21 protein-coding genes and 2 pseudogenes are annotated in these 26158 nt (G+C 73.8%); 20 read left to right on the top strand and 3 right to left on the bottom strand.

Annotation, left to right across the window (positions count from 1 at the left end; genetic code table 11):
• Positions 1-44: 44 nt before the first annotated feature.
• Positions 45-1235 carry a DUF2786 domain-containing protein gene (locus AB0H28_RS20930; RefSeq protein WP_358042512.1) on the bottom strand — a complete coding sequence of 397 codons (1191 nt, stop codon included), beginning with the start codon at positions 1233-1235 and terminating at the stop codon, positions 45-47.
• Positions 1236-1450: 215 nt separating this feature from the next.
• Here AB0H28_RS20930 and AB0H28_RS20935 point away from each other — a divergent pair, with 215 nt between their 5' ends.
• The 5 genes from AB0H28_RS20935 (at position 1451) to AB0H28_RS20955 (ending at position 5707) form a co-directional block, all read left to right on the top strand.
• On the top strand, positions 1451-2212 hold the full coding sequence (locus AB0H28_RS20935) for a DUF3152 domain-containing protein (protein ID WP_358042515.1): 762 nt from the start codon (positions 1451-1453) through the stop codon (positions 2210-2212).
• 31 nt (positions 2213-2243) lie between these two features.
• Positions 2244-2906, top strand: a complete 663-nt coding sequence (locus tag AB0H28_RS20940; protein WP_358042519.1) for a response regulator transcription factor — start codon at positions 2244-2246, stop codon at positions 2904-2906.
• Between the two features lie 2 nt (positions 2907-2908).
• A complete protein-coding gene (locus AB0H28_RS20945) occupies positions 2909-4099 on the top strand; it encodes a HAMP domain-containing sensor histidine kinase (protein WP_358042522.1) in 1191 nt (396 codons plus the stop codon).
• 94 nt (positions 4100-4193) lie between these two features.
• Positions 4194-4685, top strand: a complete 492-nt coding sequence (locus tag AB0H28_RS20950; RefSeq protein WP_358042525.1) for a DUF2231 domain-containing protein — start codon at positions 4194-4196, stop codon at positions 4683-4685.
• A gap of 44 nt (positions 4686-4729) precedes the next feature.
• Positions 4730-5707 carry an aldo/keto reductase gene (locus AB0H28_RS20955; protein ID WP_358042528.1) on the top strand — a complete coding sequence of 326 codons (978 nt, stop codon included), beginning with the start codon at positions 4730-4732 and terminating at the stop codon, positions 5705-5707.
• A 3-nt stretch (positions 5708-5710) separates the two neighbouring features.
• On the opposite strand, the gene AB0H28_RS20960 is transcribed toward AB0H28_RS20955, so the two are convergent.
• A complete protein-coding gene (locus tag AB0H28_RS20960) occupies positions 5711-6136 on the bottom strand; it encodes an ATP-binding protein (protein ID WP_358042531.1) in 426 nt (141 codons plus the stop codon).
• Positions 6137-6296: 160 nt separating this feature from the next.
• On the opposite strand from AB0H28_RS20960, the gene AB0H28_RS20965 reads away from it, so the two are divergent.
• From AB0H28_RS20965 to AB0H28_RS21020, 12 genes and pseudogenes are all read left to right on the top strand, one after another.
• Complete coding sequence (locus tag AB0H28_RS20965) at positions 6297-7331, top strand: PHB depolymerase family esterase (RefSeq protein ID WP_358042533.1); 1035 nt, start codon at positions 6297-6299, stop codon at positions 7329-7331.
• A 67-nt stretch (positions 7332-7398) separates the two neighbouring features.
• On the top strand, positions 7399-7617 hold the full coding sequence (locus AB0H28_RS20970; RefSeq protein ID WP_358042535.1) for a hypothetical protein: 219 nt from the start codon (positions 7399-7401) through the stop codon (positions 7615-7617).
• Between the two features lie 135 nt (positions 7618-7752).
• A pseudogene (locus AB0H28_RS20975) lies at positions 7753-8064 on the top strand (ANTAR domain-containing protein); the annotation flags it as partial.
• Between the two features lie 148 nt (positions 8065-8212).
• A complete protein-coding gene (locus AB0H28_RS20980) occupies positions 8213-9334 on the top strand; it encodes an FUSC family protein (protein ID WP_358042718.1) in 1122 nt (373 codons plus the stop codon).
• Positions 9335-9803: 469 nt separating this feature from the next.
• Complete coding sequence (kdpF, locus tag AB0H28_RS20985) at positions 9804-9893, top strand: K(+)-transporting ATPase subunit F (protein ID WP_036343797.1); 90 nt, start codon at positions 9804-9806, stop codon at positions 9891-9893.
• A complete protein-coding gene (kdpA, locus tag AB0H28_RS20990) occupies positions 9893-11548 on the top strand; it encodes a potassium-transporting ATPase subunit KdpA (RefSeq protein ID WP_358042538.1) in 1656 nt (551 codons plus the stop codon). The genes kdpF and kdpA overlap by 1 nt, the downstream gene beginning before the upstream one ends.
• Positions 11549-11568: 20 nt before the next feature.
• Positions 11569-13743: pseudogene (gene kdpB, locus AB0H28_RS20995) on the top strand (potassium-transporting ATPase subunit KdpB); the annotation flags it as partial.
• 4 nt (positions 13744-13747) lie between these two features.
• Entirely contained in the window at positions 13748-14629 is an 882-nt protein-coding gene (locus tag AB0H28_RS21000; protein WP_358042721.1) for a potassium-transporting ATPase subunit C, read from the top strand.
• A gap of 83 nt (positions 14630-14712) precedes the next feature.
• Positions 14713-17259, top strand: a complete 2547-nt coding sequence (locus AB0H28_RS21005) for a DUF4118 domain-containing protein (RefSeq protein WP_358042540.1) — start codon at positions 14713-14715, stop codon at positions 17257-17259.
• Positions 17256-17936: a response regulator gene (locus AB0H28_RS21010; protein ID WP_358042543.1), complete on the top strand. Its 681-nt coding sequence runs from the start codon at positions 17256-17258 to the stop codon at positions 17934-17936. The genes AB0H28_RS21005 and AB0H28_RS21010 overlap by 4 nt, the downstream gene beginning before the upstream one ends.
• A gap of 57 nt (positions 17937-17993) precedes the next feature.
• A complete protein-coding gene (gene corA, locus AB0H28_RS21015; protein WP_358042546.1) occupies positions 17994-19106 on the top strand; it encodes a magnesium/cobalt transporter CorA in 1113 nt (370 codons plus the stop codon).
• 119 nt (positions 19107-19225) lie between these two features.
• Positions 19226-19495 (top strand): GlsB/YeaQ/YmgE family stress response membrane protein, encoded by a 270-nt coding sequence (locus AB0H28_RS21020; protein ID WP_358042549.1) that lies wholly within the window; start codon positions 19226-19228, stop codon positions 19493-19495.
• A gap of 60 nt (positions 19496-19555) precedes the next feature.
• On the opposite strand, the gene AB0H28_RS21025 is transcribed toward AB0H28_RS21020, so the two are convergent.
• A complete protein-coding gene (locus AB0H28_RS21025; protein ID WP_358042552.1) occupies positions 19556-21145 on the bottom strand; it encodes a DUF4139 domain-containing protein in 1590 nt (529 codons plus the stop codon).
• 112 nt (positions 21146-21257) lie between these two features.
• Between AB0H28_RS21025 and AB0H28_RS21030 the strand changes: the two genes are divergently transcribed.
• The 3 genes from AB0H28_RS21030 to AB0H28_RS21040 all read left to right on the top strand — a co-directional run bounded on the left by AB0H28_RS21030 (position 21258) and on the right by AB0H28_RS21040 (position 26085).
• On the top strand, positions 21258-22664 hold the full coding sequence (locus AB0H28_RS21030; RefSeq protein WP_358042555.1) for a glycoside hydrolase family 6 protein: 1407 nt from the start codon (positions 21258-21260) through the stop codon (positions 22662-22664).
• A gap of 151 nt (positions 22665-22815) precedes the next feature.
• Positions 22816-22962 (top strand): hypothetical protein, encoded by a 147-nt coding sequence (locus AB0H28_RS21035; protein ID WP_358042558.1) that lies wholly within the window; start codon positions 22816-22818, stop codon positions 22960-22962.
• 249 nt (positions 22963-23211) lie between these two features.
• The gene (locus AB0H28_RS21040; protein WP_358042561.1) at positions 23212-26085 is read left to right on the top strand and encodes an AAA family ATPase; all 2874 of its coding nucleotides are present in this window, start codon (positions 23212-23214) and stop codon (positions 26083-26085) included.
• Positions 26086-26158 lie beyond the last annotated feature (73 nt).

Consider the following 26158-nt stretch of genomic DNA (forward strand, 5'->3'; position numbering starts at 1 on the left):
CAGAGTCGGTGACCTGAACGCCCGCCGGACGAGGCGGGCTGAGTTCAGCGGGCCCCGCGCAGTGGCCGGCGGGCTGGGGTGGGGGAGTGCAGGGAGGCTTGGTCGGCGGCGGTGGTGCCGGAGGTCCAGCCCTCCGAGTACCGCACCTGGAGCCGGTGCCGGGTGGTGCCGGGAAAAAGCTGGTCGGCGCGTTCCCGGACGGCGTCCGAGCGGGCCGCGAGCACCGGCAACAACCGGTCGTCGGCGTGCTCCTCGGCCGCCGCCGTGCTGGCCGCCCGCAGCCGCTCGCCGATCCGCAACGCGAACGCGTTGAGGAACGACTCGTCGTAGCCCTTGGTGCGCCGCCCGCTGCCCTTGCCGCGCCCGGCCCGGCCGTGCAGCATCGCGGCGGTGGCCTGCACCAGCAGCGACGTGTGCAGCAGCTCCACCGCGGCCAAGTCGGCCGGGAAACCGAGCACGGTGGCGAAGCCCAGGTCGTCGGACCACACCGACTCGCACCGGTTGGCCGCCGCCACCTCCTGGATCAGCAGCGCCTTCGCCGCCGCGTAGGGGGCGTCGGTGCCCAGGCGCATCCCGCCGGGGCGGTCGAGGCGTTCCGCGGCGGCGTCGAGCAGCGCCGCGTCGATGCTGTGCCGGGCCATCAGCTCCTGCGCCTTGGCGGTGAACGCCTCCGCCTCGGCCGGGTAGCCGGTCGACTCCGCCTTGGCCAGCAGCGCGCGTACCCGGTCGAGCATCCGGGAGCCGGTGGCCGCGACGGCGGCGAGTGGCACGGCGGCGGCTCCCGGTGGCGGGCGGAGCAGCGCGATCGGGGGCAACCCCTCGACCAGGACGAGCGCGTCGACCGCGTCGCGCAGCGCGGTGATCCGGTCGCCGTCGGCGCGGCGGTCCAGCCAACCCGCGTCGGCGTCCCAGCGGGCGCCCAGCTCGGCGAGCTGCTCGTCGAACCAGGCCGGCACCCGGCCGGGCAACGTGCGCCGCTGGGCGGCCGACGTGTCGCGCAGCAGCCGGGCGCCGCGCGGGGTGAGCCGCCGGGTGGCGAGCCGGTCCAGGTCGACAGGTTGCCAGCCGCGCGGCCACAGCCGGCCCAGCGTGCGGCACAGGCGGGTGAGGAGCGCCGCGTCCACCGCCGCGCCGTCGGCCACCACCAGCGCGTCGAGGGCCCGCTCGGCGGCGCGTACGTCGGTGCCGCGCGCCGCCACGAGGGCGTCGTCGAGCAGCGGCTCGGCTGAGGACACGGGGGACTCCCTGGACTCCGACAGGCGGCAGGTCGCCCACCCCGCACATGACGGTACCCGGCCCGCCGGTTCAACCGACCGGCCCCGACACCCGTACTCTCCTGCGGGGCGCGGGCGGGCGACGGACGGAGAGCGACGTGGGCGGGCGGGACCGGGGCGTGCATCGGCGGCGACGGAGGTCGCCCGTCGGCGTCCGTACGCTGGTCGCGCTCCTCGTGGTGACCGGCCTCGCGGCCGGCGGCGGATACGCCGTGCGCGCGCGCCCGGACCGGCCGGACGCGGCCGGGGTGGAGCGGACCGGGGCGGCGGCGTCGTCCACGCGACCGCCGGCGACGGCCGCACGCACACCGGTCCCGGTGGCCGGCCGGGTGCCACCGGGCATCAGCTACCCGGCCCGCGGTGGTGGCGGCTTCCGGACCGCCGACACGGTCGGCGCGGTGGCCGGGCGCGCCGGCGAGCTGCTGCGCTACCGGGTCGCGGTGGAGGACGGCATCCGCAACGTGGACACCGAACGCTTCGCCCGGGAAGTCGCGGCGACGCTCGCCGACCGGCGGGGCTGGACCGGCGACGGCCGGTGGCGGCTGCAGCGGGTCGGCCGGGACTCACCGGCCGACTTCACCGTGCTGCTGACCACGCCGGCGACCCGTGGCGACCTGTGCGGCGACCCGAGTGACCGCTACACCTCCTGCCGCAACGGCGACCGGGTCGTGATCAACGTGGCCCGCTGGGTGTACGGAGTGCCGCACGTGCCCGACCTGGACCTCTACCGGCAGTACCTGCTCAACCACGAGGTCGGCCACCGGCTGGGCCGGGGCCACGAGCGCTGCCCCCGCTCCGGCGGCCCGGCCCCGGTGATGGTGCAGCAGACGCTCGGCCTGCACGGCTGCACGCCGAACGCCTGGCCGCTGGTCGGCGGCGAACCGCTGACCGGCCCGTCCGGCCAGTACGACGACCCGATCCCGGCCGGGGACCACTGAGCCGTCCCGTCGACCGGTAGATACTGGCCCGGTGGAGAGCCGCCCGCGTCTGCTGCTGGTCGAGGACGACCGCGCCCTGTCCGGGCTCCTCGCCGACCTGCTCACCGACGAGGGTTACGAGGTCGAGGTGGCCGGCGACGGGCACCTCGGCCTGCACCGTGCGCTGACCCGCGGCTACCAGGTGATGGTGGTCGACCGAGGGGTGCCCGCGCTGGACGGTCTGGAACTCCTCGCCCGGCTGCGGGCGCACGGCGTCACCTGCCCGGTGCTGCTGCTCACCGCCCGGGGCGCGGTGCAGGACCGGGTCGACGGTCTGGACGCCGGGGCGGAGGACTACCTGGTCAAGCCGTTCGAGGTGGCGGAGCTGACGGCCCGGCTCCGGGCGCTGCGCCGCCGGCACCCGGACGGCGCGGGCTGGTTGCCGCTGGGCCGTCGCCGGCTCGACGTGGGTAACCGCAGGGTGGTCGACGGCGCCGGGGAGATCCCGCTGTCGGCCCGCGAGTTCGCCGTGCTGCGCGCCCTCGCCGGGCGGCCCGGCAAGGTCTTCACCCGGGCGGAACTGCTCAGCACCGCGTTCGACCGGGCCGACGCGCCGGGCACGGTCGACGCCTGCGTCCACCACCTGCGCCGAAAGCTGGGCCGGGACGCCGTCCGCACGGTGCACGGGCTGGGCTACCGGCTCGGCGGCGGCTGAGCGTGGACGAGGCCCGGCTCGCCCGCGCCCGCCGGCGCAGCGTGGCCCAGACCGCCGGCGCGATCGGGCTGGTCCTGCTGCTGGTCGGCGCGCTGATGTACGTGCTGACCAGCCGGCAGGAGTCGCGGGCGCTGGACGGCGAGCTGACCCTGGTGCTGGCCGCGGCGGAGGACGTCGACGACCCGCCGCCCGGGCAGTTCCTGGCCCGGCAGCGCCCCGGCGACCCGGTGCTCGAGGTGACCCCGGGCGCGTCGCCGGAGCTGACCCGGGTGCTCGACCGGGCGGTGCGGGGCGCACCCGGTCGCCACGACGCGACGGCCGGCGACGACCGGCCGATCCGGGTGGCGGTGGAGCGCCGGCCGGACGGCACCCGCTGGGCGGTCGCCGCCGACCTGGCCCCGCTGCGCCGGCGGCAGGGGCAACTCGGCCTCGCGCTGCTGGTCGCCGAGCTGGCCGGGCTGGCCGGTGCGCTGGTCACGGCCACGCTACTGGCCCGGCGGGCGGTCGCCCCGCTGGCCACCGCGCTGGGCATGCAGCGCCGGTTCGTGGCGGACGCCTCACACGAGTTGCGGGCCCCGCTGACCGTGCTGCACACCCGGGCGCAACTGCTGGCCCGGCGCGCCCGGGACCAGCCGGCGGACCGGTTGGCCGGGCAGCTCGACCAGCTCGTGGCCGACACCCGGGCGCTCGGCGAGGTGGTCGAGGATCTGCTGGTGTCGGCGGCTGCCGAGCACCAACCGCTGCCGGACACCGAGGTGGACCTGGCCGAGGTGGCCCGCGAGGTGGTGGACAGCATGTCCGCGTACGCCGGCGAACGCCGGGTGGAGTTGCGGCTGGCGGCCGGCGGCCCGGCGGCGGTCCGGGGCGCCCGGCCGGCCCTGCGCCGGGCGCTGACCGCGCTTGTGGACAACGCGGTCGGCCACGTGCCGGCGGGCGGGCACGTCACCGTCACGGTGGCCCGCCGCGACGGACGGGTCGCCGCCGAGGTCGCCGACGACGGGGTCGGTCTGGATCCGGCGGAGGCGGACCGGCTGTTCGCGCGGTTCGCGCACGGCACGGCCGGGGCGGGCCGGCGGTTCGGTCTCGGTCTCGCCCTGGTGCAGCACGTGGCGCGGGCGCACCGGGGCACCGTCGAGGTGGCCGGCGCACCGGGGCGGGGCGCCACCTTCACCGTGCTGCTGCCGCCCGCCTGAGCGGTCGGGCGGCAGGGCGGTCGGGCGCAAGGACTTCGCAAGAAATGCCGGGCACTGTGGGACCGGACCGGTCCCGACCGCCGAGGAGATCACCGTGCCCGACTCCGTGAACGGACTGCCGCTGCATCCGCTGGTGGTGCACGCCGTGGTGGTGCTGCTGCCGCTGGCCGCGCTGGGCGTGGCCGCGCTGGCCGTACGACCCGTCTGGCGGGGACGCTTCGGCTGGCTCGTGGTGCTGGTCTCGGCGCTGGCCACCGCCGCCATCCCGCTCGCCACGGAGAGTGGGGAGAGCCTGGAGCGCCGGGTCGGCGACCCGGGGCGGCACGCCGAGCTGGGCGACCAGTTGATCTGGTTCGCGGTGCCGCTGCTGGTCGCCGCGGCAGCGCTGGTCTGGCTGCACCGCCGCGCGGACCGACCGGCCGGTGACCAGCCGAAGGCCGGACCGAGCGCGCTGGGCGTGGTGGTGGCCGTGCTCGCGATGGTGGTGGCGGCGGCGAACCTGGTGCAGGTCTTCCGGGTGGGGGACTCCGGCGCGAAGGCGGTCTGGGGCGACGTCCCGGCGGCCACCGCGGAGCACGGCGACTGACCTGCCGGCCTGCGGCCCCCGCCGGCCGGTGGTGTGATGGGCGGATGGACTACGTGACGTTCGGCTCCACCGGCCTTCAGGTGTCCCGACTGTGCCTGGGTTGCATGAGCTACGGCGAGCCCGCGCGGGGCACGCACCCCTGGTCGCTGCCGGAGGACGCCGCTCGCCCCCTCATCAAGCAGGCGCTGGAGCTGGGGGTGAACTTCTTCGACACCGCGAACGTCTACTCCGACGGCACCAGCGAGGAGATCGTCGGCCGGGCGTTGCGGGACTTCGCCGACCGCGAGGACGTGGTGATCGCGACCAAGGTGCACGGCCGGATGGGCGCGGGCCCGAACCGGGGCGGGCTGTCGCGCAAGCACATCATGAGCGAGATCGACGCGAGCCTGCGCCGGCTCGGCACCGACTACGTCGACCTCTACCAGATCCACCGCCTCGACCCGGCGACGCCGATCGAGGAGACGATGGGGGCGCTGCACGACCTGGTCCGGGCCGGCAAGGTCCGCTACCTCGGCGCCTCGTCGATGCACTCGTGGCAGTTCGCCAAGGCGCTCTGGACCGCCGAGCGGCACGGCTGGACGCGGTTCGTCTCGATGCAGAACCACTACAACCTGCTCTACCGCGAGGAGGAGCGGGAGATGCTGCCGCTCTGCCTCGACCAGGGCGTCGCGGTGATCCCGTGGAGCCCACTGGCCCGGGGCCTGCTGACCCGGGACCCGGGGGAACGGACCGCGCGGGCGGACAGCGACGAGTTCGGCCGCAAGCTCTACGCGCGCACCGAGGAGCATGATCGGGCCGTGGTCGACGCGGTGGGCCGGGTGGCCGGGCAGCGGGGGGTGCCGCGCGCGCAGGTGGCGCTGGCCTGGGTGGCGCGCCACCCGGCGGTGACCGCGCCGATTGTCGGCGCGACGAAGCCGCACCACCTGACCGACGCGGTCGCCGGGCTGGAGCTGGAGTTGACCGACGCCGAGGTGGCGGAGCTGGAGGCGCCCTACGTCCCGCACCCGGTGTCCGGGTTCTGAGCCCTACCGGGAGAACGCGGCCCAGATGTGCTTGGTGGTCTCGCTGGCGTACCAGCCCACGTCGAGCGAGATCGACTGAGCCAGGAACAGCCCACGCCCACCGGAGTCCATCGGCCGGATGTCGGTCAGCTCCGGCACCGATCTGACGTCGTGGTCGGCCACGTCGAGCAGGAACCGGTCGTCGGTGGCCAGCAGCGTGACGATGGTGGGCGGTCGGCCGTGCCGCAGCGCGTTGCTGGCCAGCTCGGTGGCGACGAGCAGCACCATGTGCGGCACCTCGTCCAGGTGCTCGCCCTGCACCAGCCCGTGCCGGGTGAGCGCGTCGCGGAGGGAGGCCCGCACGTCGCGGAGTTCCTCGGGGGTGTCGAGCACCCACCGCTCAAGCTCAGTGGCCTGCGGTGGCGGCGGCGACGTGCGCAACTGTCCCATGATCTGCCTTTACCCTGCGTAGCGATCTGCTAAGCCGGGTGGGTGGGCCACACCCGAGTGGCCGGGGAGGTGTCGGCCACGCGGATATCTGCTGTGGTCGATGTCACGTTACGGTGCCGGCACGCCGGCCGTCCCGCCGGCGCCCCGACGGGAGAACACCATGACCAGACCGTGGAAAGCCGTCACCACCCTCGCCGCCGCGCTCCTGCTGATCCTGCCCGGCGGGGTCGCCGCCCGGGCCGCGGCCACGCCCTTCACCAAAGCGCCGGTCGCCGGCACGCTGCGCGCCTACCCGGTCTCCGCCGTCTACGTCGCCGGGGTCTCCTCCGGCGGCTACCTGGCCACCCAGCTCCAGGTCGCGTACTCGGCCCGGATCCGGGGCGCGGCGATCTTCGCGGCCGGGCCGTACTACTGCGCGCAGAACTCGATCCCGCAGGCGCTCTACGGCTGCGGTGACAACATCTACCCCACCCACCTGGGCAGCCTGGAGGCGTACACCCGCACCTGGGCCGGATACGGCTGGATCGACGGCACCGGCAACCTCTCCGGCCAGCCGGCGTACGTCTACCACGGCAAGAACGACGCCACCGTGAAGAAGTCGGTGAGCGACGACCTGGCCCGCTACTACCAGGACTTCGGCGCGCGGGTCCGGTACGACTCCGGCAGCGCGGCCGGGCACTCCTGGGTCACCCCCTACGGCACGGTCGGCTGCACCGCCACCGCCTCGCCGTACCTCGCCGACTGCGGCACCGACCCGCAGGGCGCGTTCCTCACCCACCTGCTCGGCTCGGTGTCCGCGCCGAACACCGGCCCGCTCGGCGGCACCCTGATCCGGTTCAGCCAGGACAACTTCGCGGTCAACGGTTGGGCCAACGGGCTGAGCATGGACGCCAACGGCTTCGCGTACGTGCCGAGCGCCTGCGCCGCCGGCACCACCTGCCGGCTGCTCGTCGCGCTGCACGGCTGCGCCCAGGGGTACGCGAAGGTCGGCACCGCCTTCGTCGACCGGGCCAACCTCAACCAGTACGCCGACACCAACCGGCTGATCGTGCTCTATCCGCAGGCCACCGCCACCGCGGTGAACCCGAACGGCTGCTGGGACTGGTGGGGCTACCTCGGCTTCACGAACTATCCGATCAAGGGCGGCGCCCAGGTCGAGACCGTCATGAACATGGTCCGCCGGCTCGACGGCTGACCCCGGCGGGGTCCGGCCCGACCTGCGGGTCTGGGCCGGACCGGGTCCCCTGCGGTACGGTCACCGCATGGTCGTGGAGGAACACTGGTGGAACGGCGTCAGCATCCCTCGCGGGCGTCGCGACGTCTACATCTGCACCGATGGACAGCAGTGGCAGGTCCAAGCCCAGATCGGCGGCGCCGCCGGTCGGTCGAAGATCCAGCAGTGCCCGAGCCGCGTCTCGGCGAGCATCCTCGCCGGCGCGTGGCGGTCGGGCGGCACCGGCTGGCGGGAGATGCCGCGCTGATCCTGCCCGGCGGTCAGTCCCGACCGCCGTGCACGGCGCGGTCGACGAGCGACTCGGCGACCTCCCGCAGCTTCCGGTTGGAGTCCTGCGACACACCGCTGCCAGCGGGGCCCCTGTCTCGACGCGGCGACCAGCGCGCTCAACCTCTACGCGGACAAGCCGCACGCCTTCGACAGCGTCGCGATCCGGGTGGCGGAGAACTTCGCCGCGTACGCCGCCGTCGCGTTGGCCAACGCGCACCTTTACGACAGCGCGGCCACCCTGGCCCGGCAGATGCAGGAGGCGATGCGGAGCCGGGCGGTGATCGAGCAGGCGAAGGGGATCATCATGGGCGAGCGGCGCTGCTCGGCGGACGAAGCGTTCGCGCTGTCGAAGCTCTCCCAGAACTCCAACCGCAGGGTGCGCGAGGTCGCCGAGGCGCTGGTCGCCGACGCCGCCGGCCGCTGATTTCCGGCCCGCCGGCGCGGCGGGAAACCCACTGTGGGTCGCCGCCGAGGATTCGCCCGCGGCGAAGCGGGTACGCGCTGCCGTGGCCGGTGCGGGGACATCCGGGGGCAGTGGGCGGGCCGCCGCCGAGCGGCCGGTCGTCCGCCGGCTGCGGTCCGCGCCGACGCTGCTGGCCGACCGGCTCCGACAGGTGCGGGCCGGTGCCGGACTGGCTGCCCAGGCCGGGCTGGCGGCCGGCATCTCCTGGTGGGTCGCGGCCTCGCTGCTGGACATCGCCCAACCGGTCTTCGCCCCGATCTCGGCGGTGGTGACGCTGGCCGCCTCGGTCGGCCAGCGACTGCGCCGCACGGTCGAGCTGGTGATCGGCGTGGCGGTCGGCATCCTGACCGGTGACGTGCTGATCCACCTGGCCGGCATCGGCGCGTGGCAGCTCGGACTCATCGTCGCGCTGGCCGTGGTGGTGGCGGCCTTCGTCGGCCGCAGCCCGGCGCTGGTGGTCCAGGCCGGGGCGACCGCCGTGCTGATCGGGACGTTGACGCCGTCCGTGCCCGACCTCGAGGCGCCCCGGGTGCTGGACGCGCTCATCGGCGGCGGGGCGACTCTCCTGGTGACCGCGGTGCTGCTGCCGCTGAACCCGTTGCGGATCATCAACCGGGCGGCCGGCCCCGCGTTGGACCTGCTCGCCGAGCAGTTGGACCGCACCGCCGACGCGCTGCGGGAACGGGACGCGGAGGCGGCGCGCGTCGCCCGCGACCGGTTGCGGGACAACAAGAAGGAGATGGGCTCCTTCGGCGAGGCGGCCCAGGGCGCGCGGGAGACCACCACCCTCTCGCCGGTCTACTGGACGGCCCGGGAGGGGCCGCTCGGCCGGTACGCCCAGGCGGTCGAGCCGGTGGATCGGACGATGCGCAACAGCGGCACGCTGATCCGGCGGGCGGTCACGCTGATCGCGGACGGTGAGCGTATCCCGGAGGCCATGCCGGCCGCGGTGTCGGCGCTGGCCGGGGCGGTCCGGACGCTGCGCAAGGAGTTCGCCCGGGGCGCGGCGGAGCCGACCCGGTGCCGCGAGGCCGCGTTGCGGGCCGTCGCCGAGGCCGGTCACGCCTACCGGGCCGGCGTCGACTTCTCCGGCGCGGTGGTCGTCGCCCAGGTGCGCACCACGGCGAGCGACCTGCTGGTCGCCACCGAGGTCGACCAGGAGGAGGCGAACCGGCTGGTCCGGTCCGCGTTCGGCCCGCTCGACCTGTCCGGGACCGGCGCTCCCGCCTGATCCGGGCGGACCCGCCCGCGTCGTCAAGGCGGCGGCAACAGAGGCCGCCCGCGCGTGGCGGATGCGTCAAAGCCATCGACTCCGGGCGGCTGTCCCGGCTGGTATGGCGGGAGGGCGGGCGGCGGTGCCCGCGGTCGTGTCGCCGGAGGCTGTCGTGGCTGTCGTACGAGATCAGGAAGTTCGGCCGGCGGGAGAACCGACCCCCACCGGAATCCGGGTGGCCGGCGGCGCTCCCTCAGGTGAGCCCTCGTGAAAAGCGCGTCAAGAATGCGCGGTCGGGCGTGACGGTCGCGTTATAGCCCCTGTCCATCCACGCCGGCGGGCGTTTTGATTGCCCGGCGCGACCGGGAGGCGGTCGCGAGGACATCTTCCGCTAGGAGAGGTCAGCCGTGTCTGACGTGCTGTTCGTGTTGCTGACGGTGGGGCTGTTCGCGGCTCTCGCCCTCGTGGTGAGGGGTGTGGAGAAGCTGTGAGCGCGGTCAACGCCGTCGGCCTGGTGCTGGCGATCGGACTGGGCGTGTTCCTGGTCGTCGCCCTGCTGTTCCCGGAGCGCTTCTGATGAGCATGACCACAGCCGGGGTGCTCTTCGTGCTGTCGCTGGTGGTGGCGCTGGCCGCCGTCTACCGGCCGTTCGGCGACTACATGTACCGGGTGGTCTCCGGCACCCGGTCCGCCCGCGTCGAGCGGGGGATCTACCGCCTGGTCGGGGTCAACCCGGCCACCGAGCAGACCTGGGGCGTGTACGCCCGCAGCGTGCTGGCCTTCTCGGCCGTCTCGATCCTGTTCCTCTACACGTTCCAGCGCGTGCAGAACCACCTCTGGCTCTCGCTGGGCCTCGACCCGGTGCTGTCGCACGGCGCCTGGAACACCGCGGTGTCGTTCGTGACCAACACCAACTGGCAGTGGTATTCGGGTGAGTCGACCATGGGTCACCTGGTGGAGATGGCCGGCCTGGCCGTGCAGAACTTCGTCTCCGCCGCGGTGGGGATCGCCGTCGCGGTGGCGCTGGTCCGGGGCTTCGCCCGCGCCCGCACCGGTGAGCTGGGCAACTTCTGGGTCGACCTGACCCGGATCACGCTGCGGATCCTGCTGCCGATCGCGGTGCTCGGCGCGCTCGCGCTGATGATCGGCGGGGCGGTGCAGAACCTGTCCGGTGGCACCGACGTGACCACGCTGACCGGCGGCACCCAGACGATCACGGGTGGGCCGGTGGCCAGCCAGGAGGTCATCAAGGAGCTGGGCACCAACGGCGGCGGCTTCTACAACGTCAACAGTGCCCACCCGTTCGAGAACCCGACCACGTGGACGAACTGGATCGAGATCTTCCTGATCCTGCTGATCCCGTTCAGCCTGCCCCGGGTGTTCGGCCGGATGGTCGGGCAGAACCGGCAGGGCTACGCGATCGCGGCGGTGATGGCGATCCTCGCGCTGGCCAGCATCACCCTGACCAACGTGTTCGAGCTGACCGGCAACGGCACGGTGCCGCAGGCGGTCGGCGCGGCCCTGGAAGGCAAGGAGGTGCGGTTCGACGTGTCGAACTCGGCCACGTTCGCCGCCGCCACCACGCTCACCTCGACCGGCGCGGTCGACTCGTTCCACGACTCGTACACGGCGCTCGGCGGCGGGATGCTGCTCGGCAACATGATGCTCGGCGAGGTCGCGCCCGGCGGCGTCGGCGCCGGCCTGTACGGCCTGCTGATCCTCGCGGTGATCACGGTGTTCGTGGCCGGTCTGATGGTCGGCCGCACCCCGGAGTACCTGGGCAAGAAGATCGGCTCACGCGAGATCAAGTTCGCGTCGCTGTACTTCCTGATCACCCCGGCTCTGGTGCTCGCCGGCGCAGCCGCCGCGTTCGCCACCGGCAACGCCTCGACCGCGCTCAACGTCGGCCCGCACGGGCTCACCGAGGTGCTGTACGCGTTCACCTCGGCGAGCAACAACAACGGCTCGGCGTTCGCCGGCATCACCGTGAGCACGCCGTGGTGGAACACCGCGCTGGGCCTCTGCATGCTGCTCGGCCGGTTCCTGCCGATCATCTTCGCGCTGGCGCTGGCCGGCTCGCTGGCCCGCCAGCAGCCCACGCCCGCGTCCGAGGGCACCCTGCCCACCCACCGGCCGCTCTTCGTCGGCATGGTCGTCGGCGTCACGGTGATCCTCGTCGCGCTCACCTTCCTGCCCGCGCTCGCGCTCGGCCCCCTGGCCGAAGGGCTGTGACCACCATGAGAGAAAAGGACATGACGGCACCTCTCGACACCGCCGACGCGCCGGTCCCCGGCACACCGGCCACCCAGGGCGATCGGGTGGGCGGCGGACTGCTCGACCCCCGCCAGTTGATCGCATCGCTGCCGGATGCGTTGCGCAAGCTCGACCCGCGCACCCTGTGGCGCAACCCGGTCATGCTGATCGTGGAGATCGGCGCGGCCTTCACCACCGTCCTCGCGGTCGCCGACCCGTCGGTGTTCGCGATCGCGATCACGATCTGGCTGTGGCTGACCGTGGTCTTCGCCAACCTGGCCGAGGCGGTGGCCGAGGGCCGGGGCAAGGCCCAGGCCGCCGCGCTGCGCCGGGCGAAGACGGACACCGTCGCCACCCGCGCCCTCGGCTGGATCGCGGGCGCCGCCCCCGGCACCTACCGCACCGAGAGCGTCCCCGCGCCGCAACTGCGCCAGGGCGATGTCGTCGTCGTCGAGGCCGGGGAGATCATCCCGGGCGACGGCGACGTGGTCGAGGGCATCGCCAGCGTCGACGAGTCGGCGATCACCGGCGAGTCCGCCCCGGTGATCCGGGAGTCCGGCGGCGACCGCAGCGCGGTCACCGGCGGCACCAAGGTCCTCTCCGACCGGATCATCGTGCTGATCACGCAGAAGCCCGGGGAGAGCTTCATCGACCGGATGATCAACCTGGTCGAGGGCGCCAACCGGCAGAAGACCCCGAACGAGATCGCGCTCAACATCCTGCTCGCCGCGCTGACGATCATCTTCCTGCTCGCGGTCGTCACCCTCCAACCCCTCGCGATCTTCTCCAAGGGATTCCAGGGCGCAGCCGCGGACACGCCGGCGATCACCGACGCCGGAGTCAGCGGGATCGTGCTGGTGTCCCTGCTGGTCTGCCTCATCCCGACCACCATCGGAGCGCTGCTGTCGGCCATCGGCATCGCCGGCATGGACCGCCTCGTGCAGCGCAACGTGCTGGCCATGAGCGGCCGGGCGGTCGAGGCGGCCGGGGACGTGAACACGCTGCTGCTGGACAAGACCGGCACGATCACCCTGGGCAACCGGCAGGCCGCCGAGTTCCTGCCGGTGGACGGCGTGGACGCGGCCACCGTCGCGGACGCGGCACAACTGTCCAGCCTGGCCGACGAGACACCCGAGGGGCGCTCGGTGGTGGTGCTGGCCAAGAACGAGTTCGGCCTGCGCGAGCGCGAGCCCGGGCTCATCCCGCACGCCACCTTCGTGCCGTTCACCGCGCAGACCCGGATGAGCGGCGTCGACCTGACCGCCGACGGCACCGCCGGGGGCCGGCGGATCCGCAAGGGCGCCGCCGCCGCGGTGATGAAGTGGGTACGCGAGAACGGCGGCCACCCCACCGAACAGGTCGGCCAGATCGTCGACGAGATCAGCGGCATCGGCGGCACCCCGCTGGTCGTGGCCGAACACGTCGAGGGTGAACCGGCCCGAGCCCTCGGCGTCATCCACCTCAAGGACGTCGTCAAGGCCGGCATGCGGGAGCGCTTCGACGAGATGCGCGCGATGGGCATCCGTACCGTGATGATCACCGGTGACAACCCACGTACCGCCAAGGCGATCGCCGACGAGGCCGGCGTGGACGACTTCCTCGCCGAGGCCACCCCGGAGGACAAGCTCGCCCTGATCCGCAAGGAGCAGGAGGGCGGCCGGCTGGTCGCCATGACCGGTGACGGCACGAACGACGCGCCCGCGCTGGCCCAGGCGGACGTCGGCGTGGCGATGAACACCGGCACGTCGGCCGCCAAGGAGGCCGGCAACATGGTCGACCTCGACTCCGACCCCACCAAACTGATCGAGATCGTGGAGATCGGCAAGCAACTGCTGATCACCCGCGGCGCGTTGACCACCTTCTCGATCTCCAACGACGTCGCGAAGTACTTCGCGATCATCCCGGCCATGTTCGCCGGCATCTACCCGAGCCTGGACACCCTCAACGTGATGCGCCTGGCCAGCCCGACCTCGGCGATCTTGTCCGCGGTCATCTTCAACGCGATCGTCATCATCGCGCTGATCCCCCTCGCGCTGCGCGGCGTGCGCTACCGCCCGGCCGCCGCATCTCAGCTGCTCAGCCGCAACCTGATCGTCTACGGCCTCGGCGGCATCATCGTGCCGTTCGTCGGCATCAAACTCATCGACCTGCTCGTCCAGTTCATCCCGGGGATCTCGTGTGCGCCTACCCACCTGGCTCGCCCAACACCTGGCCGCCCTGCGCGCGGTGCTCGTCTTCACCGCGCTGCTCGGCCTGGCCTACCCGCTCGCCCTGGTCGCCGTCGGCCGGCTCCCCGGCCTCGACGCCCGCGCCGACGGGTCCCTCATCGAAGTCGGCGGCCGGACCGTCGGCAGCTCGCTGATCGGGCAGTCCTTCACCGACGCGGACGGCAACCCCGTCCCGCGCTACTTCCAGTCCCGCCCGTCCGCCGCCGGCGACGGCTACGACCCGACCGCCACCTCGGCCAGCAACCTCGGCCCGGAGAGCGTGGTGGACACGCTTGCCGCCGACCCCGCCGACTCCACCCCGAGCCTGCTCACCCAGGTCTGCGCACGCAGCAAGGCGGTCGGCGAGCTGAACGGCGTGGACGGGCGGCGCCCGTACTGCACGGCGGACGGGGTGGGCGCGGTGCTCGCCGTGTTCCGCGCCGACGGCCTGACCGGCCGGGTCACCCGCGTGGTGAGCGTCAACCAGGTCGCGCCGGCGACGCCGTTCGTGTCGACGTGGCAGGGCGTACCGGTCGAGCTGGCCCAGCCCGACCGGGACTACGTGGCCGAGGGCGGTGTGGTCACCCCGGTCCGGGGGGACGCGCCGGCGCAGCCGGCCGTGCCGGCCGACGCCGTCACCGCCAGTGGCAGCGGCCTCGACCCGCACATCTCCCGGGCGTACGCGGAGATCCAGGTGGCCCGGGTGGCGCGGGAGCGCGGCGCGGACCCGGCGGCGATCCGCCGGCTGGTCGCGGGGCACACCACCGGCCGGTCGCTCGGCTTCCTGGGCGAGCCCGGCGTGAACGTCCTGGAGCTCAACCTCGCGCTGGACGAGAAGTTCCCGGCGCGCTGACGCCGGCAGTTGTTAAAAGGGGGCCCCGCCTCTACCGGATGCGTTAAGCGGGGCCCCCTCCTTTCACTCGGGAGGATGGGGGCGTGGGCAGAGGCGAACTGCGGATCTACCTCGGGGCGGCCCCCGGTGTGGGAAAGACCTACGCCATGCTCGAAGAGGCCCGGCGCCGGGCCGAACGCGGCACCGACGTGGTGGTCGGCCTGGTCGAGACGCACGGCCGCAAGCACACCGCCGGGATGATCGGTGACCTGGAGGTGGTGCCGCGCCGGACGATGACCTACCGCGGCGTCGACTTCACCGAGATGGACCTCGACGCCGTGCTGGCCCGCCGCCCCGAGGTGGTGGTGGTCGACGAGCTGGCGCACACCAACGTGCCCGGCTCCCGGCACGACAAGCGCTGGCAGGACGTCCAGGAGCTGCTCGACGCCGGGATCAGCGTGCTCTCCACGGTGAACGTGCAGCATCTGGAGTCGCTCAACGACGTCGTCGCGCAGATCACCGGCACCACCCAGCGGGAGACCGTGCCCGACCGGGTGGTCCGCGCCGCCGAGCAGGTCGAGCTGGTGGACATGACGCCGGAGGCGCTGCGCCGCCGGATGGCGCACGGCAACATCTACCGGCCCGACAAGATCGATGCGGCGTTGGGCAACTACTTCCGGCTCGGCAACCTCACCGCGCTGCGCGAGCTGGCGCTGCTCTGGCTGGCCGACAAGGTCGACGAACAGCTCGGCGCGTACCGCACCCAGCAGGGCATCTCCGCCACCTGGGAGGCGCGGGAACGGGTCGTCGTCGCGCTCACCGGCGGCCCCGAGGGGGAGACCCTGATCCGCCGCGCGGCCCGGATCGCCGCCCGCGGCAAGGGCGCCGACCTGCTCGCCGTGCACGTGGCCCGCAGCGACGGCCTGGCCGACGCCGACCCGGTCCAGCTCGCCCGGCAGCGGGTGCTGGTGGAGAGCCTCGGCGGCACCTACCACCAGGTGCTCGGCACCGACGTCCCGGCCGCGCTGCTCGACTTCGCCCGCGGCGTCAACGCCACCCAGCTCGTGCTCGGCGCGAGCCGGCGGGGCCGGTTCGCGCAGATCCTCTCCCGGGGCGTCGGCGTGACCACCACCGCGCTCTCCGGCACCATCGACGTGCACCTGGTCACCCACCCGGAGGCCGGGCGCGGGCGGCGCGGGGCCCGGGTGCCCGCCGCGCTGTCGCGCCGCCGCCGGTTGCTCGGCTACGCGCTTGCCGCGTTCGGCATGCCGCTGCTCACGCTGCTGCTGAAGGCGTTGCCCGACCTCACCCTGATCAACGACATCCTGCTCTTCCTCGCCGGCGTGGTCGGGGTGGCGCTGGTCGGCGGGCTGTGGCCGGCACTTGTCGCCGCGCTCGGCGGATCGTTGCTGCTCAACTGGTTCTTCACGCCGCCGTACTACACGCTGACCATCGCCGAGGCGGACAACCTGCTCGCGCTCGGCGTGTTCGTCGGCGTCGCCGTCGCGGTGAGCGGCGTGGTGGACGTGGCGGCCCGGCGTACCCGGGAAGCGGCCCGCGCCTCCGCCGACGCGCAGACGCTGGCCACGGTCGCGGGCAGCGTGCTGCGCGGGGAACGGCCGCTGCCCGCGCTGCTGGACCGGCTCCGGGAGACGTTCGGGCTGCGCGCGGTCAGCGTGCTGGAACTGGCCGCCGACGCCGACGGGCGGCCGGCCCGGTCCGCCGACGAGGACGCCTGGCGGGTGGTGGCGAGCGTCGGCGAACGGCCCCCCGGCAACCCGCGCGCCGGGGAGACCGTGGTGCCGGTGGACGACCGGCTCAGCGTGGTGCTCGCCGGCCGGCGGTTGGAGGCCGCCGACCGGCGGGTGGTCGAGGCGTTCGCCGCCCAGGCTGCCGTGGCGCTGCGCCAGGAACGGCTGGCCGAGGAGGCCGCCACCGCCCGCCCGCTCGCCGCCGCCGACCGGATGCGCACCGCGTTGCTCGCCGCCGTCAGCCACGACCTGCGTACGCCGCTCGCCTCGGCGAAGGCCGCGGTGAGCAGCCTGCGCAGCCACGACGTCGAGTTCGACGCCGACGACTCCGACGAGCTGCTGGCCACCGCCGACGAGTCGCTGGACCGGCTGGGCCGGCTGGTGGCGAACCTGCTGGACATGAGCCGGTTGCAGGCCGGCGCGCTGGGCGTCACCGCGACCGCGATCGGGCTGGAGGACGCCGTACCCCGGGCCCTGGACGAGCTGGGCGCGGCGGCGGCGGAGGTGACCACGGACATCGCGCCGGACCTGCCGGCGGCGCTGGCCGACCCGGGCCTGCTGGAGCGGGTGCTGGTCAACATCGTCGCCAACGCGCTGCGGCACAGCCCACCCGGCCGGCCGCCGACGATCACCGGCAGCGCACACGCCGGCCAGGTCGAGCTGCGGGTGATCGACACCGGCCCGGGCATCCCGGAGGACCAGTGGGAACACGTCTTCCTGCCGTTCCAGCGACTCGGCGACCGGGACAACCAGACCGGGGTGGGGCTCGGGCTGGCGTTGTCGCGCGGGCTGGCCGAGGCGATGGGTGGCAGCATCACCCCGGAGACCACGCCCGGTGGCGGGCTCACCATGGTGCTGCGGCTGCCCGCCGCCGCCGAGTCGGGAGGTCCGCAGGAATGACCCGCATCCTGGTCGTCGACGACGAGCCGCAGATCCTGCGGGCCCTGCGGATCAACCTGCGCGCCCGCGGTTACGACGTCGAGGTCGCCGACAGCGGCGCCGCCGCGCTGAAGGCCGCCGCCAGCCATCCGCCGGACCTGGTGGTGCTCGACCTCGGCCTGCCCGATCTGGACGGCACCGAGGTGATCCGCGGGCTGCGCGGCTGGACCACCGTGCCGATCATCGTGCTCTCCGGGCGGGCCGGCAGCGAGGACAAGGTCGCCGCGCTGGACGCGGGCGCCGACGACTACGTGACCAAGCCGTTCGGGGTGGACGAGCTGCTCGCCCGCATCCGCGCGGTGACCCGCCGGCTGGCCCCGGCCACGCCCGCCGTCCCCGCGCTGCGGGTCGGCCGCAACACCGTCGACCTGGCCGACCGGACCGTCACCCGGGACGACGGCACGGAGGTCAGGCTCACCCCCACCCAGTGGGCCATGCTGGAGAAGCTGCTGCGCAACCCCGGCAAGCTGGTCAGCCAGCGGCAACTGCTGCGCGACGTGTGGGGGCCCGGATACGAGCAGGAGACCAACTACCTCCGGCAGTACATGGCCCAGCTCCGGCGCCGGCTGGAGGACGACCCGGCTCGACCCCGGCACCTGATCACCGAGCCCGGCATGGGCTACCGCTATCGCCCCTGACGTTTGCGCCGGCCGTCGCGGGGGACTCGGCGAGCCGGCTGAGCAGCGGGGAGGGGCATGGCGGACGACCGGCTCGCGCCGCCGGAGGGGTTCGGCCGGCGCCTGGACGAGCACGCCGTCGACGCCGGCGCGGCGGAGCCGGAACGGCCCGCCGGCCTGGTCGACAGCGGCGTCTACGTCGGTGGGGTACGACGCGCGTCGCCGGTCGGCCTCGCCGACACGTTCCGCTGCCTCCAGCAACTCGACGACGCGATGGCCTGGATCGGGCTGCGCCGGCCCAGCCGGGAACAGATCGCCTCGCTGGCCGCCGAGTTCCAGCTTCCCGAGCTGGCCGTCGAGGACGCGATCAACGCCCACCAGCGTCCGAAGCTGGAGCGGTACGACGACACCCTGTTCGTGGTGCTGCGCGCCGCCCGTTACCTGGACGCGCGGGAGGCAGTCGAGTTCGCCGAGCTGCACCTCTTCCTCGGACCCGGGTTCGTGATCACCGTCCGGCACGGCGGCACACCCGACCTGGCCGCGGTGCGGCGTCGGCTGGAGGCGGAACCGGGCGTCCTCGCCCTCGGCCCGGAGGCGGTCCTGTACGCCGTGCTCGACCGGGTGGTCGACGGATACGCCCCGGTCGTGGCGGGCCTGGAGAACGACATCGACGAGATCGAGACCGAGGTGTTCGGTGGTGACCCGAACGCCAGCCGCCGCATCTACGAGCTGAGCCGTGAGGTGATCCAGTTCCAGCGGGCGGCGCGACCGCTGTCGAAGGTCGTCGAGGCGCTCACCGGCGGCTTCGACCGCTACGGCACCGACGAGGAACTGCGCCGCCGGCTGCGCGACGTGGCCGATCACCTCACCCAGGTGGTGGAGCGGGTGGACGCCTTCCGGCACCTGCTCCAGAGCATCCTCACCGTCAACGCGACCCTGGTCTCGCAGGCGCAGAACGAGGAGATGCGCAGCCTCACCGCCGCCAGCTTCGAGCAGAACGAGGAGGTCAAGCGCGTCTCGGCGTGGGCGGCGATCCTGTTCGCGCCCACCCTGATCGGCACCGTCTACGGGATGAACTTCACCCACATGCCGGAGCTGGGCTGGCGCTACGGCTACCTGTTCGCGGTCGCCCTCATGCTCGTCGTGTGCGGCGCGCTCTACCTGCTGTTCAAGCGCCGCGGCTGGCTGTGAGCCCGGCCGGGGCCGCCGCCATGACAGTTCCGTGACGGAAGCCGCTCTCACGTTTGGCGCGCGGTTCGATCGGGGCATCGAGCGGGACGACAGATCATCGGAAGAACAGGACGACTCCCGTGGAAGTTACCGGTTTCCTCACCGCGATCATCATCGGCCTCGTCATCGGCGCGCTGGGCCGCCTGGTGGTGCCCGGCAAGCAGAACATTCCGATCTGGCTCACGCTGGTGATCGGTGTGGTCGCCGCGCTCGTGGGCACGCTCGTGGCCGGCCTGTTCGGTGTCGCCGACACGAGCGGCATCGACTGGATCGAACTGCTTCTCCAGGTCCTTTTCGCCGCCGCCGGCGTTTATATCGCCGCCGGGGCGTACGCCCGTCGTCGCCACTGAAGCGGGAAAGGCGGGGCCCCTTCTTAACGCATGCCGTATAGAAGGGGCCCCGTCTCACCTCTACTCCCGCCAGCCGGTCAGCTCGACGCCCCGGGCCAGCTCCACCCGGAAGCCCAGCGTGATCTCGCCGCTGTCGCCCGGCGCGAGCGACAACCGCCAGGTCACCTCCCCCAGCTCGGTACGCTCCGCCGGTGGCGGCGTCAGTGCCGTCTCCCGCACCACCACCGCCTCGTCGCGCGACACCGGTAGCTGGTCGCGTACCTCGACCGTCGCCGGCCGGGGCGTGTGGTTGGCGACGGTGATCCGGTATTCCACCTCCCGCCGCCGGGTGGAGCCGAGCGTGGCCTTCGTCTCGGTGCGCCGGTGCAGCTTGCGCTCCACCCGCAGCCGGTCGTCCACCCCGAGCGCCAGCTCGATTTCCTCGCCGGGCGCCCAGACCGGCAGTCGGGTCGACGTGACGAAGTCCGCGCCGTGGAACACCGCCGCCGGGCCGGCGGGCAGCGTGTGGTCCGTCGTGTTGCCGACGGTGGCCCGCAGGTGGGCCTCGGCGGCGCGGACCGGCGCGGTCACGTGGTCCAGCCGGGCCGGCAGCTCCAGCACCGCGATCGTGGCCCGGTGCGCGCTGCCGTCGGCCGGCACCGCCACCGCCCGGGCCGGTCGGTAGGTGGCCGCGCCGACCCCCTGCTCGACCTCGGCGACGCTCTCCCGCACCCGGGGCCGGGGCGCCGCAGCGGACCGGGCGGGACCGGCGCCGGCCGTGGCCGCACCGGGCGCCGGCGTCGCCGGCATCCCGAGCGGCAGGTCCGCGGACACCGCACGCGGCGGCACCGGTGCGACCCGGCCGAGATACCAGGGCGACAGTTCGGGTACGCCGGTGGTGGCCGACGGCCGGGCGGTGGAGAGCCGAAGCTCGCACTCCGGCCAGTCTTCTCCGGTGCTCTGGCTGACCAGCCCGAACCAGGTGACGGTCAGGGTGTCGTCGACGAGCCGCAGATCGTAGGAGGGCTGCCAGCGGGCGCCGTCCACCAGATAGGTCAGTTCCAGCTCCACCTCGGCGTCGTCGGCCGCCACCGCGACGGCGACCTCGGCGACCAGTTGGTCGGGCTCGCGCTTGCTCTGCGCGGCGTCGAGAGCACGCTCGACCGCGGCCATCTCGTCGGCCAGGTCGGTGCGCCGCCGGGCCAGCCCGCGCCGCCGGCCGCGGGAGTCGGCGAGCTGGGCGGCGACCGAGTCGGAGAAGGCGGCCACGTCGGCCGGTCCCGCGTCACCCGCCGCCAGCGCCCGGGCGTACGTGCCGCCGGCGCGCTCGGCCAGCCGGGTGAGGAACTCGCCGCGCTGCTCCTCGATGCCGTCCGCGTCCTCGATCTCGTTCAGCTCGTCGGCCAGCTCGCGATGCCGCCGTTCCAGGCCGGCCACCTGCGCGTCGGTGCCGTGTGCCCGGCGTCGGGTGGTCACGTCCACGCCGAGCACGGTGGCCGCGCCCCGGCCACCGACCCGGATCGAGTCCCGCCGTAGGCCGGCGGGGAGCGGCGCGACGCGTACCCGATGGTCGCCGGCGGTGAGCCGGAGGTTGACGCGGCGGGTGACCCGGGCGCGGTCCGGGTAGACGGTGACGCCGGCGACGGGTGCCTCGATCTCTGCGGTGTCCACGGCGGCAGGGTAGTTGGGCCGCGCATCTTGGCAGCGGTGCTCTCCTCCGCTACGTTCATGGGAACGCTCCCATGAACTTAGATACATCTATGTGATCAGGAGGAAACACGCCGTGGCTATCCTCTCCCACCGGCGCCGCAGATCGGCAGCCCTCAGCGCGGCGGCCGTCGCCGGCCTCACCGCCGCCGGCGTCTGTCTCGCCGTCGGCGGCGCATCCGCCGGCACGGTGTCCGGCTCGCTCTACCGCGACCCGAGTTCGGCGGTCGTCCGCTGGGTCGCCGCCAATTCCGGCGACTCGCGTGCCGCCGTCATCCGCGACAAGATCGCCAGTCAGCCGCAGGCCCGCTGGTACGCCAACTTCAACCCGTCGACCATCCAGTCCGAGGTCTCCGGCTTCATCGGCGCCGCCAACGCCGCGCAGCAGATCCCGGTGCTGTCGGTCTACGAGATCACCAACCGGGACTGCGGCGGGGCCAGCGCCGGTGGGGCGCCCGACCTCAACCAGTACCAGACCTGGGTGTCCAACTTCGCTCGGGGGCTGGGCAACCAGACGGTCCTGATCATCCTGGAGACCGACTCGCTCGCCCTGCAGACGTGCCTGAGCGGCGCGGAACTGAACGCGCGCAACCAGGCGATCTCGACGGCCACCCGGACCATCAAGTCGGCCAACCCCAACGCCAAGGTCTACCTCGACGGCGGACACTCCACCTGGAACAGCCCGAACGAGACGGCCAACCGGCTCCGCAACGCCGGCGTGCAGTACGCCGACGGATTCTTCACAAACGTGTCGAACTTCAACCCCACCTCCGCCGAGGCGAACTTCGGTCGGGCGGTCATCTCCGCCCTCAACGGCATGGGCATCTCCGGCAAGCGCCAGGTCATCGACACCAGCCGCAACGGGGGCGCCAGCGGTGACTGGTGCGCCGACGACAACACCGACCGGCGCATCGGGACGTACCCGACGACGAACACCGGGGACGGCAACATCGACGGGTACCTCTGGGTGAAGCCGCCGGGCGAGGCGGACGGCTGCCGCTACACGGCCGGTTCGTTCCAGCCGGACCTGGCCTTCAGCCTGGCCAACGGCGCGCCCAACCCGCCGACGACCGCGCCGCCCACCACCGCGGCGCCGACGACTGCGCCGCCCACCACCGCGCCCCCGACCACGGCGCCACCGACGACCGCGCCGCCGACCACGACTCCGCCCACCACCGGGCCCCCGACGGGTAGCGGCTGCTCCGCGTCGGTGTCGCTCAACCAGTGGCCGGGCGGCTTCACCGCGAGCGTGACGGTCACCGCCGGCTCCGCGGACCTCAACGGGTGGACCGTGACCATCACGCTGCCCGGCGGCGCCGCGGTCACCGGGGTCTGGAGCGCACAGGCCAGCGGCACCAGCGGGACCGTCCGGTTCGCCAACGTGAACTACAACGGGCACGTCGGCGCCGGACAGTCGACCAACTTCGGCTTCCAGGGCACCGGCACCGGCCCCGGTGGGACGGCCACCTGCGCCGCCAACTGACCCGACCGGACACCAGGGGCCCGGCGCGGCGGACCACCCGCCGCGCCGGGCCCGCGCATGTCGACAGTGGCCGGACCGCCTACGGGTTTCGCGACGCGGTCCGCGGGGGTAGAGGCACATCGCCCGTCAGCCGACCCCCGAGGAGACTGCCATGTCGGTGCAAGCGTTTCTCTACCTGATCGCGGTCGTCCTGCTCGTGCTCGCCGCGCTGCCCCTGCGCACCCGGGGCGTCTCGCTCGCGCTGCTCGGGGCCGCGTGCGCGCTGCTGGCCTACGCCTGGCCGGTGATCACCGGCTAAGGGCCGGGGACGCAGCGGGTGCCGTCCCGGCGCCAAGGGCGGGTGATTTATTGGGTTTCAGGGATATCATTCGCCTTAGGGAGACCGTTCCCATTCTGCGGGTTGTGGCGCGATGTCGGAAAGAATTGCGCCCGGCTTGAGCTGGTGAAATAAACGGCTGTCGCGTCGGGTGTTCTCGGCATTCGTGATGCTCCGCTATAGTGCGGTCAATCCCCTTTGGAGTGTGCCGGAAAGCGTCTGATCTGCGTGATGACACCTGGGCTGGATAATGCGCCAACGGGCCCGCGCTTCGTCGGGCGGCAACCACAGTTGGCGCGTATCGAGAGAGCCCAGGCCGCCGCACTGAGCCGTGGCCGGCAAATGGTCTGCGAGGTGGTCGGGGAGCCGGGCATCGGCAAGACCCGGTTCGTCCGCGAGGCCCTGGCGCGGAGCGCCCCCACCGTGCCCCGGGCCGTCGGAGCCTGCGCGCGGGACGAGCGGGGAGTCCCGTTCCACGTGTTCCGGCATGCCCTCACCGAGCGGCAGCCGTCCCGGCGCGGGTTGAGCGCCGGGCGGTCCACCGGGGCGGCCGGGGAGATCTGGGCGGAGCCCGCCGCCGCGGTGCCGGCAACGGACGCCCAGCGGTTCCGGACCTACCAGTTGGCCCGCCGGCTGATCGGCCTGGCGGCTCGGGAGGGTCTGGTGCTGGTCCTCGACGACCTGCACTGGGCCGACGCCTCCTCCGCCGGTCTGATCGCCCACCTGATGCGCTATCCGGTGCCCGCCCCGCTGCTGCTCGTGCTCGTCTACCGCCCGCGGCAGACGGCCACCCCGATGCCGTTCGGCCCGCCGGATCCCCGATCACCGGCCGATGCGGAACCGACCTCGCACGACCGGATCGAACTGCGTCCGCTCAGTCTCGCCGAGGTCGCGCTCCTACGCCCCGGCGTCGACCAGGCGGAGCTGCGCGTCCGGTACGACCTCAGCGGCGGCAACCCCGGCTACCTGGCGGCGTTGCCGGGCGGCCCCGCTCTCGACAGCGCCGACGCGGTCCGGGAAGCCCAGGGCGCCCGGCTGTCCGACGCGGCGGTCGCCGTGCTGCGCCGCGAGTGGACGGGCCTGCCACCCGTCGAGCTGGCCTGCCTGCGGGCCGTGGCGATCTTCGATGCTCCGTTCGGCGCCGACCTGCTCGCCGAGGTCGCGCAGGTCCCGACGGCACTGGCTGTCGAGGCCGGCTGGCGGTTGGCCCGGCTCGACCTGATCCGCCGTGTTTCCGGCACCGCACGGTTCGCCTTTCGCCACCCGGTGCTGCGGATGGCGGTCGCCCAGGACACCGACCCGGCGTGGCGGGTGGATGCCTGCGCGCGGGCGCTCACCGCACTCGTCGATCTAGGTGCGCCCCCCGCCGACCGGGCCCGCTATGCGGAGCGCCTGCTCGCCCTGCCCAACGGTCGCTGGGCCGAACGCTGCGCCGACGTGCTCTGCCGGGCCGCGCAGGAGATCCGGCGTGAGACACCGGAGCTGGCCATCCGGTGGCTGCGGCTGGCGCTGCGGGCGCTGCGGCCGACCGCCGGCTCGACGCAGCGTCGCCGGGACGTGTCACTCGCGCTGGCTCGGATCACCGGGGAGGCGGGCAACCTGGCCGAGAGCAGGGCCCTGCTCCAGGAGATCGTGCCGCTGTTCCCCGCCGACCCGGAGGGGCGGCGGGCCCAGGCCGTGGCCCTCTGGGCGCGCGTGGAACGCCTGCTCGGCAACTACGCGGAGGCGGCGGCGATCAGCCGGCGCGAGCTGGCCGCCATGCCGGCCGGCGCCGAACCCGCCGGGGGCTACCGACTCGCCACCGAGATCGGCGCCGCCGGCATCCTGGCCGGTAGTCCCGTGGCCGGGCTCCCCGACGCGTTCACCGCGGATCCCGGCGGCTCCGGTGCGGACCGGGCCGGCCTGCTGGCCGTCCGCGGCCTGGCCGCCGCGCACGACGGCGCACTCGACGACGCCCGGGGGCTGCGCGATGCCGGCGCCCGGATCGTCGACTCGCTGCCGGACCGGGACGTGCGGGACCATCCCGACTGCCTGACCGCGCTGGGCCTGACCGAGCTGTACCTCGAACGGCAGGCCGACGCCGTCCGGCACCTCGACCGGGGGCTGCGGCTCGTCCGTGCCGCGCACCGGGACGACGGGTTGTGCGAGCTGCTGCTCGGCCGCAGTCAGGTGGCCTACCACGGCGGCGAACTGGGCACGGCCATCGAGTTGGCCACCGAGGCGGGCATCGTCGCCCGACGCATCGGCAGTCGCCACCTGCTGAGCTTCGCCCTGGCGTTCGAGGCGGAGGCGACGGCGTGGCGTGGTGGCCCCCGCGACGACGACCGGGCGGTGGCGCTGGCCCGCAGCGCCGTCGGCCTCGCCACCGACCTCGCCACCTGGTGCGGTCGTACCGCCGCGACGGCGCTGGCGACCGCGGCGCTGCTCGCCGGTGATCCGGCGACCTGCGTCGAGCTGGTGCGCTCGGCCGGCGGCGACAGCCGGCTGAGCCGCCTGCAGAGCACCCTCCGGCCGATGTGGTGCGAGCTGTTCTGCGCCGCCGCACTCGCCGCGGGCGAGCTGCCCGAAGCCGAGCGGCAGGCGCGGCTGGCGATGGCCGAGGCGGATCAGATCGGTCTTGCCGGGCAGCGGGGCTTCGCCGAATCGGCGTACGGCGAGGTGCTGCTCGCCCGCGGGGAAGTCGCGGCGGCGCTGCTGCACCTGGAGACCGCGGCGGATCTGTTCCGCGCCGGCGGGATGGTGCTGCGGCGCAGTCTCGCGTTGGCCTCGCTGGCCCGGGCGGCCGAAGCCGCGGAGCGGGCCGGCCCGGCGGCGCGGGCCCGCCGCCGGGCGCTCGAACTGGCCGGGTGGTGCGGCACGGAACGGGTCGGCCTGCGACTGGCCCGCCCGGTCGGCCCGCCCGCGGTCGCCGCCCTGACCGACCGGGAGTGGCACATCGCGCGGCTGACCGCGACCGGGGCCACCAGCCGGCTGATCGGGCGGCAGCTCAACATCAGCCCCCGCACGGTGGAGGCGCACCTGACCCGGATCTACCGCAAGGCGGGCGTCGCGTCCCGGCCGGGCCTGGTCGCCTGGGTCGCCCGGCTCGATGACACCGATCGGTGACCGCGATCCGGGCCCGATGACGTCGTTCCGTGCAACGCCGGCGGGCCGGGCAGCACGAGGCCGCGCCGCCGCC

It is taken from the genome of Micromonospora sp. NPDC050980 (genome assembly GCF_040653835.1).
Classification (GTDB): domain Bacteria; phylum Actinomycetota; class Actinomycetes; order Mycobacteriales; family Micromonosporaceae; genus Micromonospora.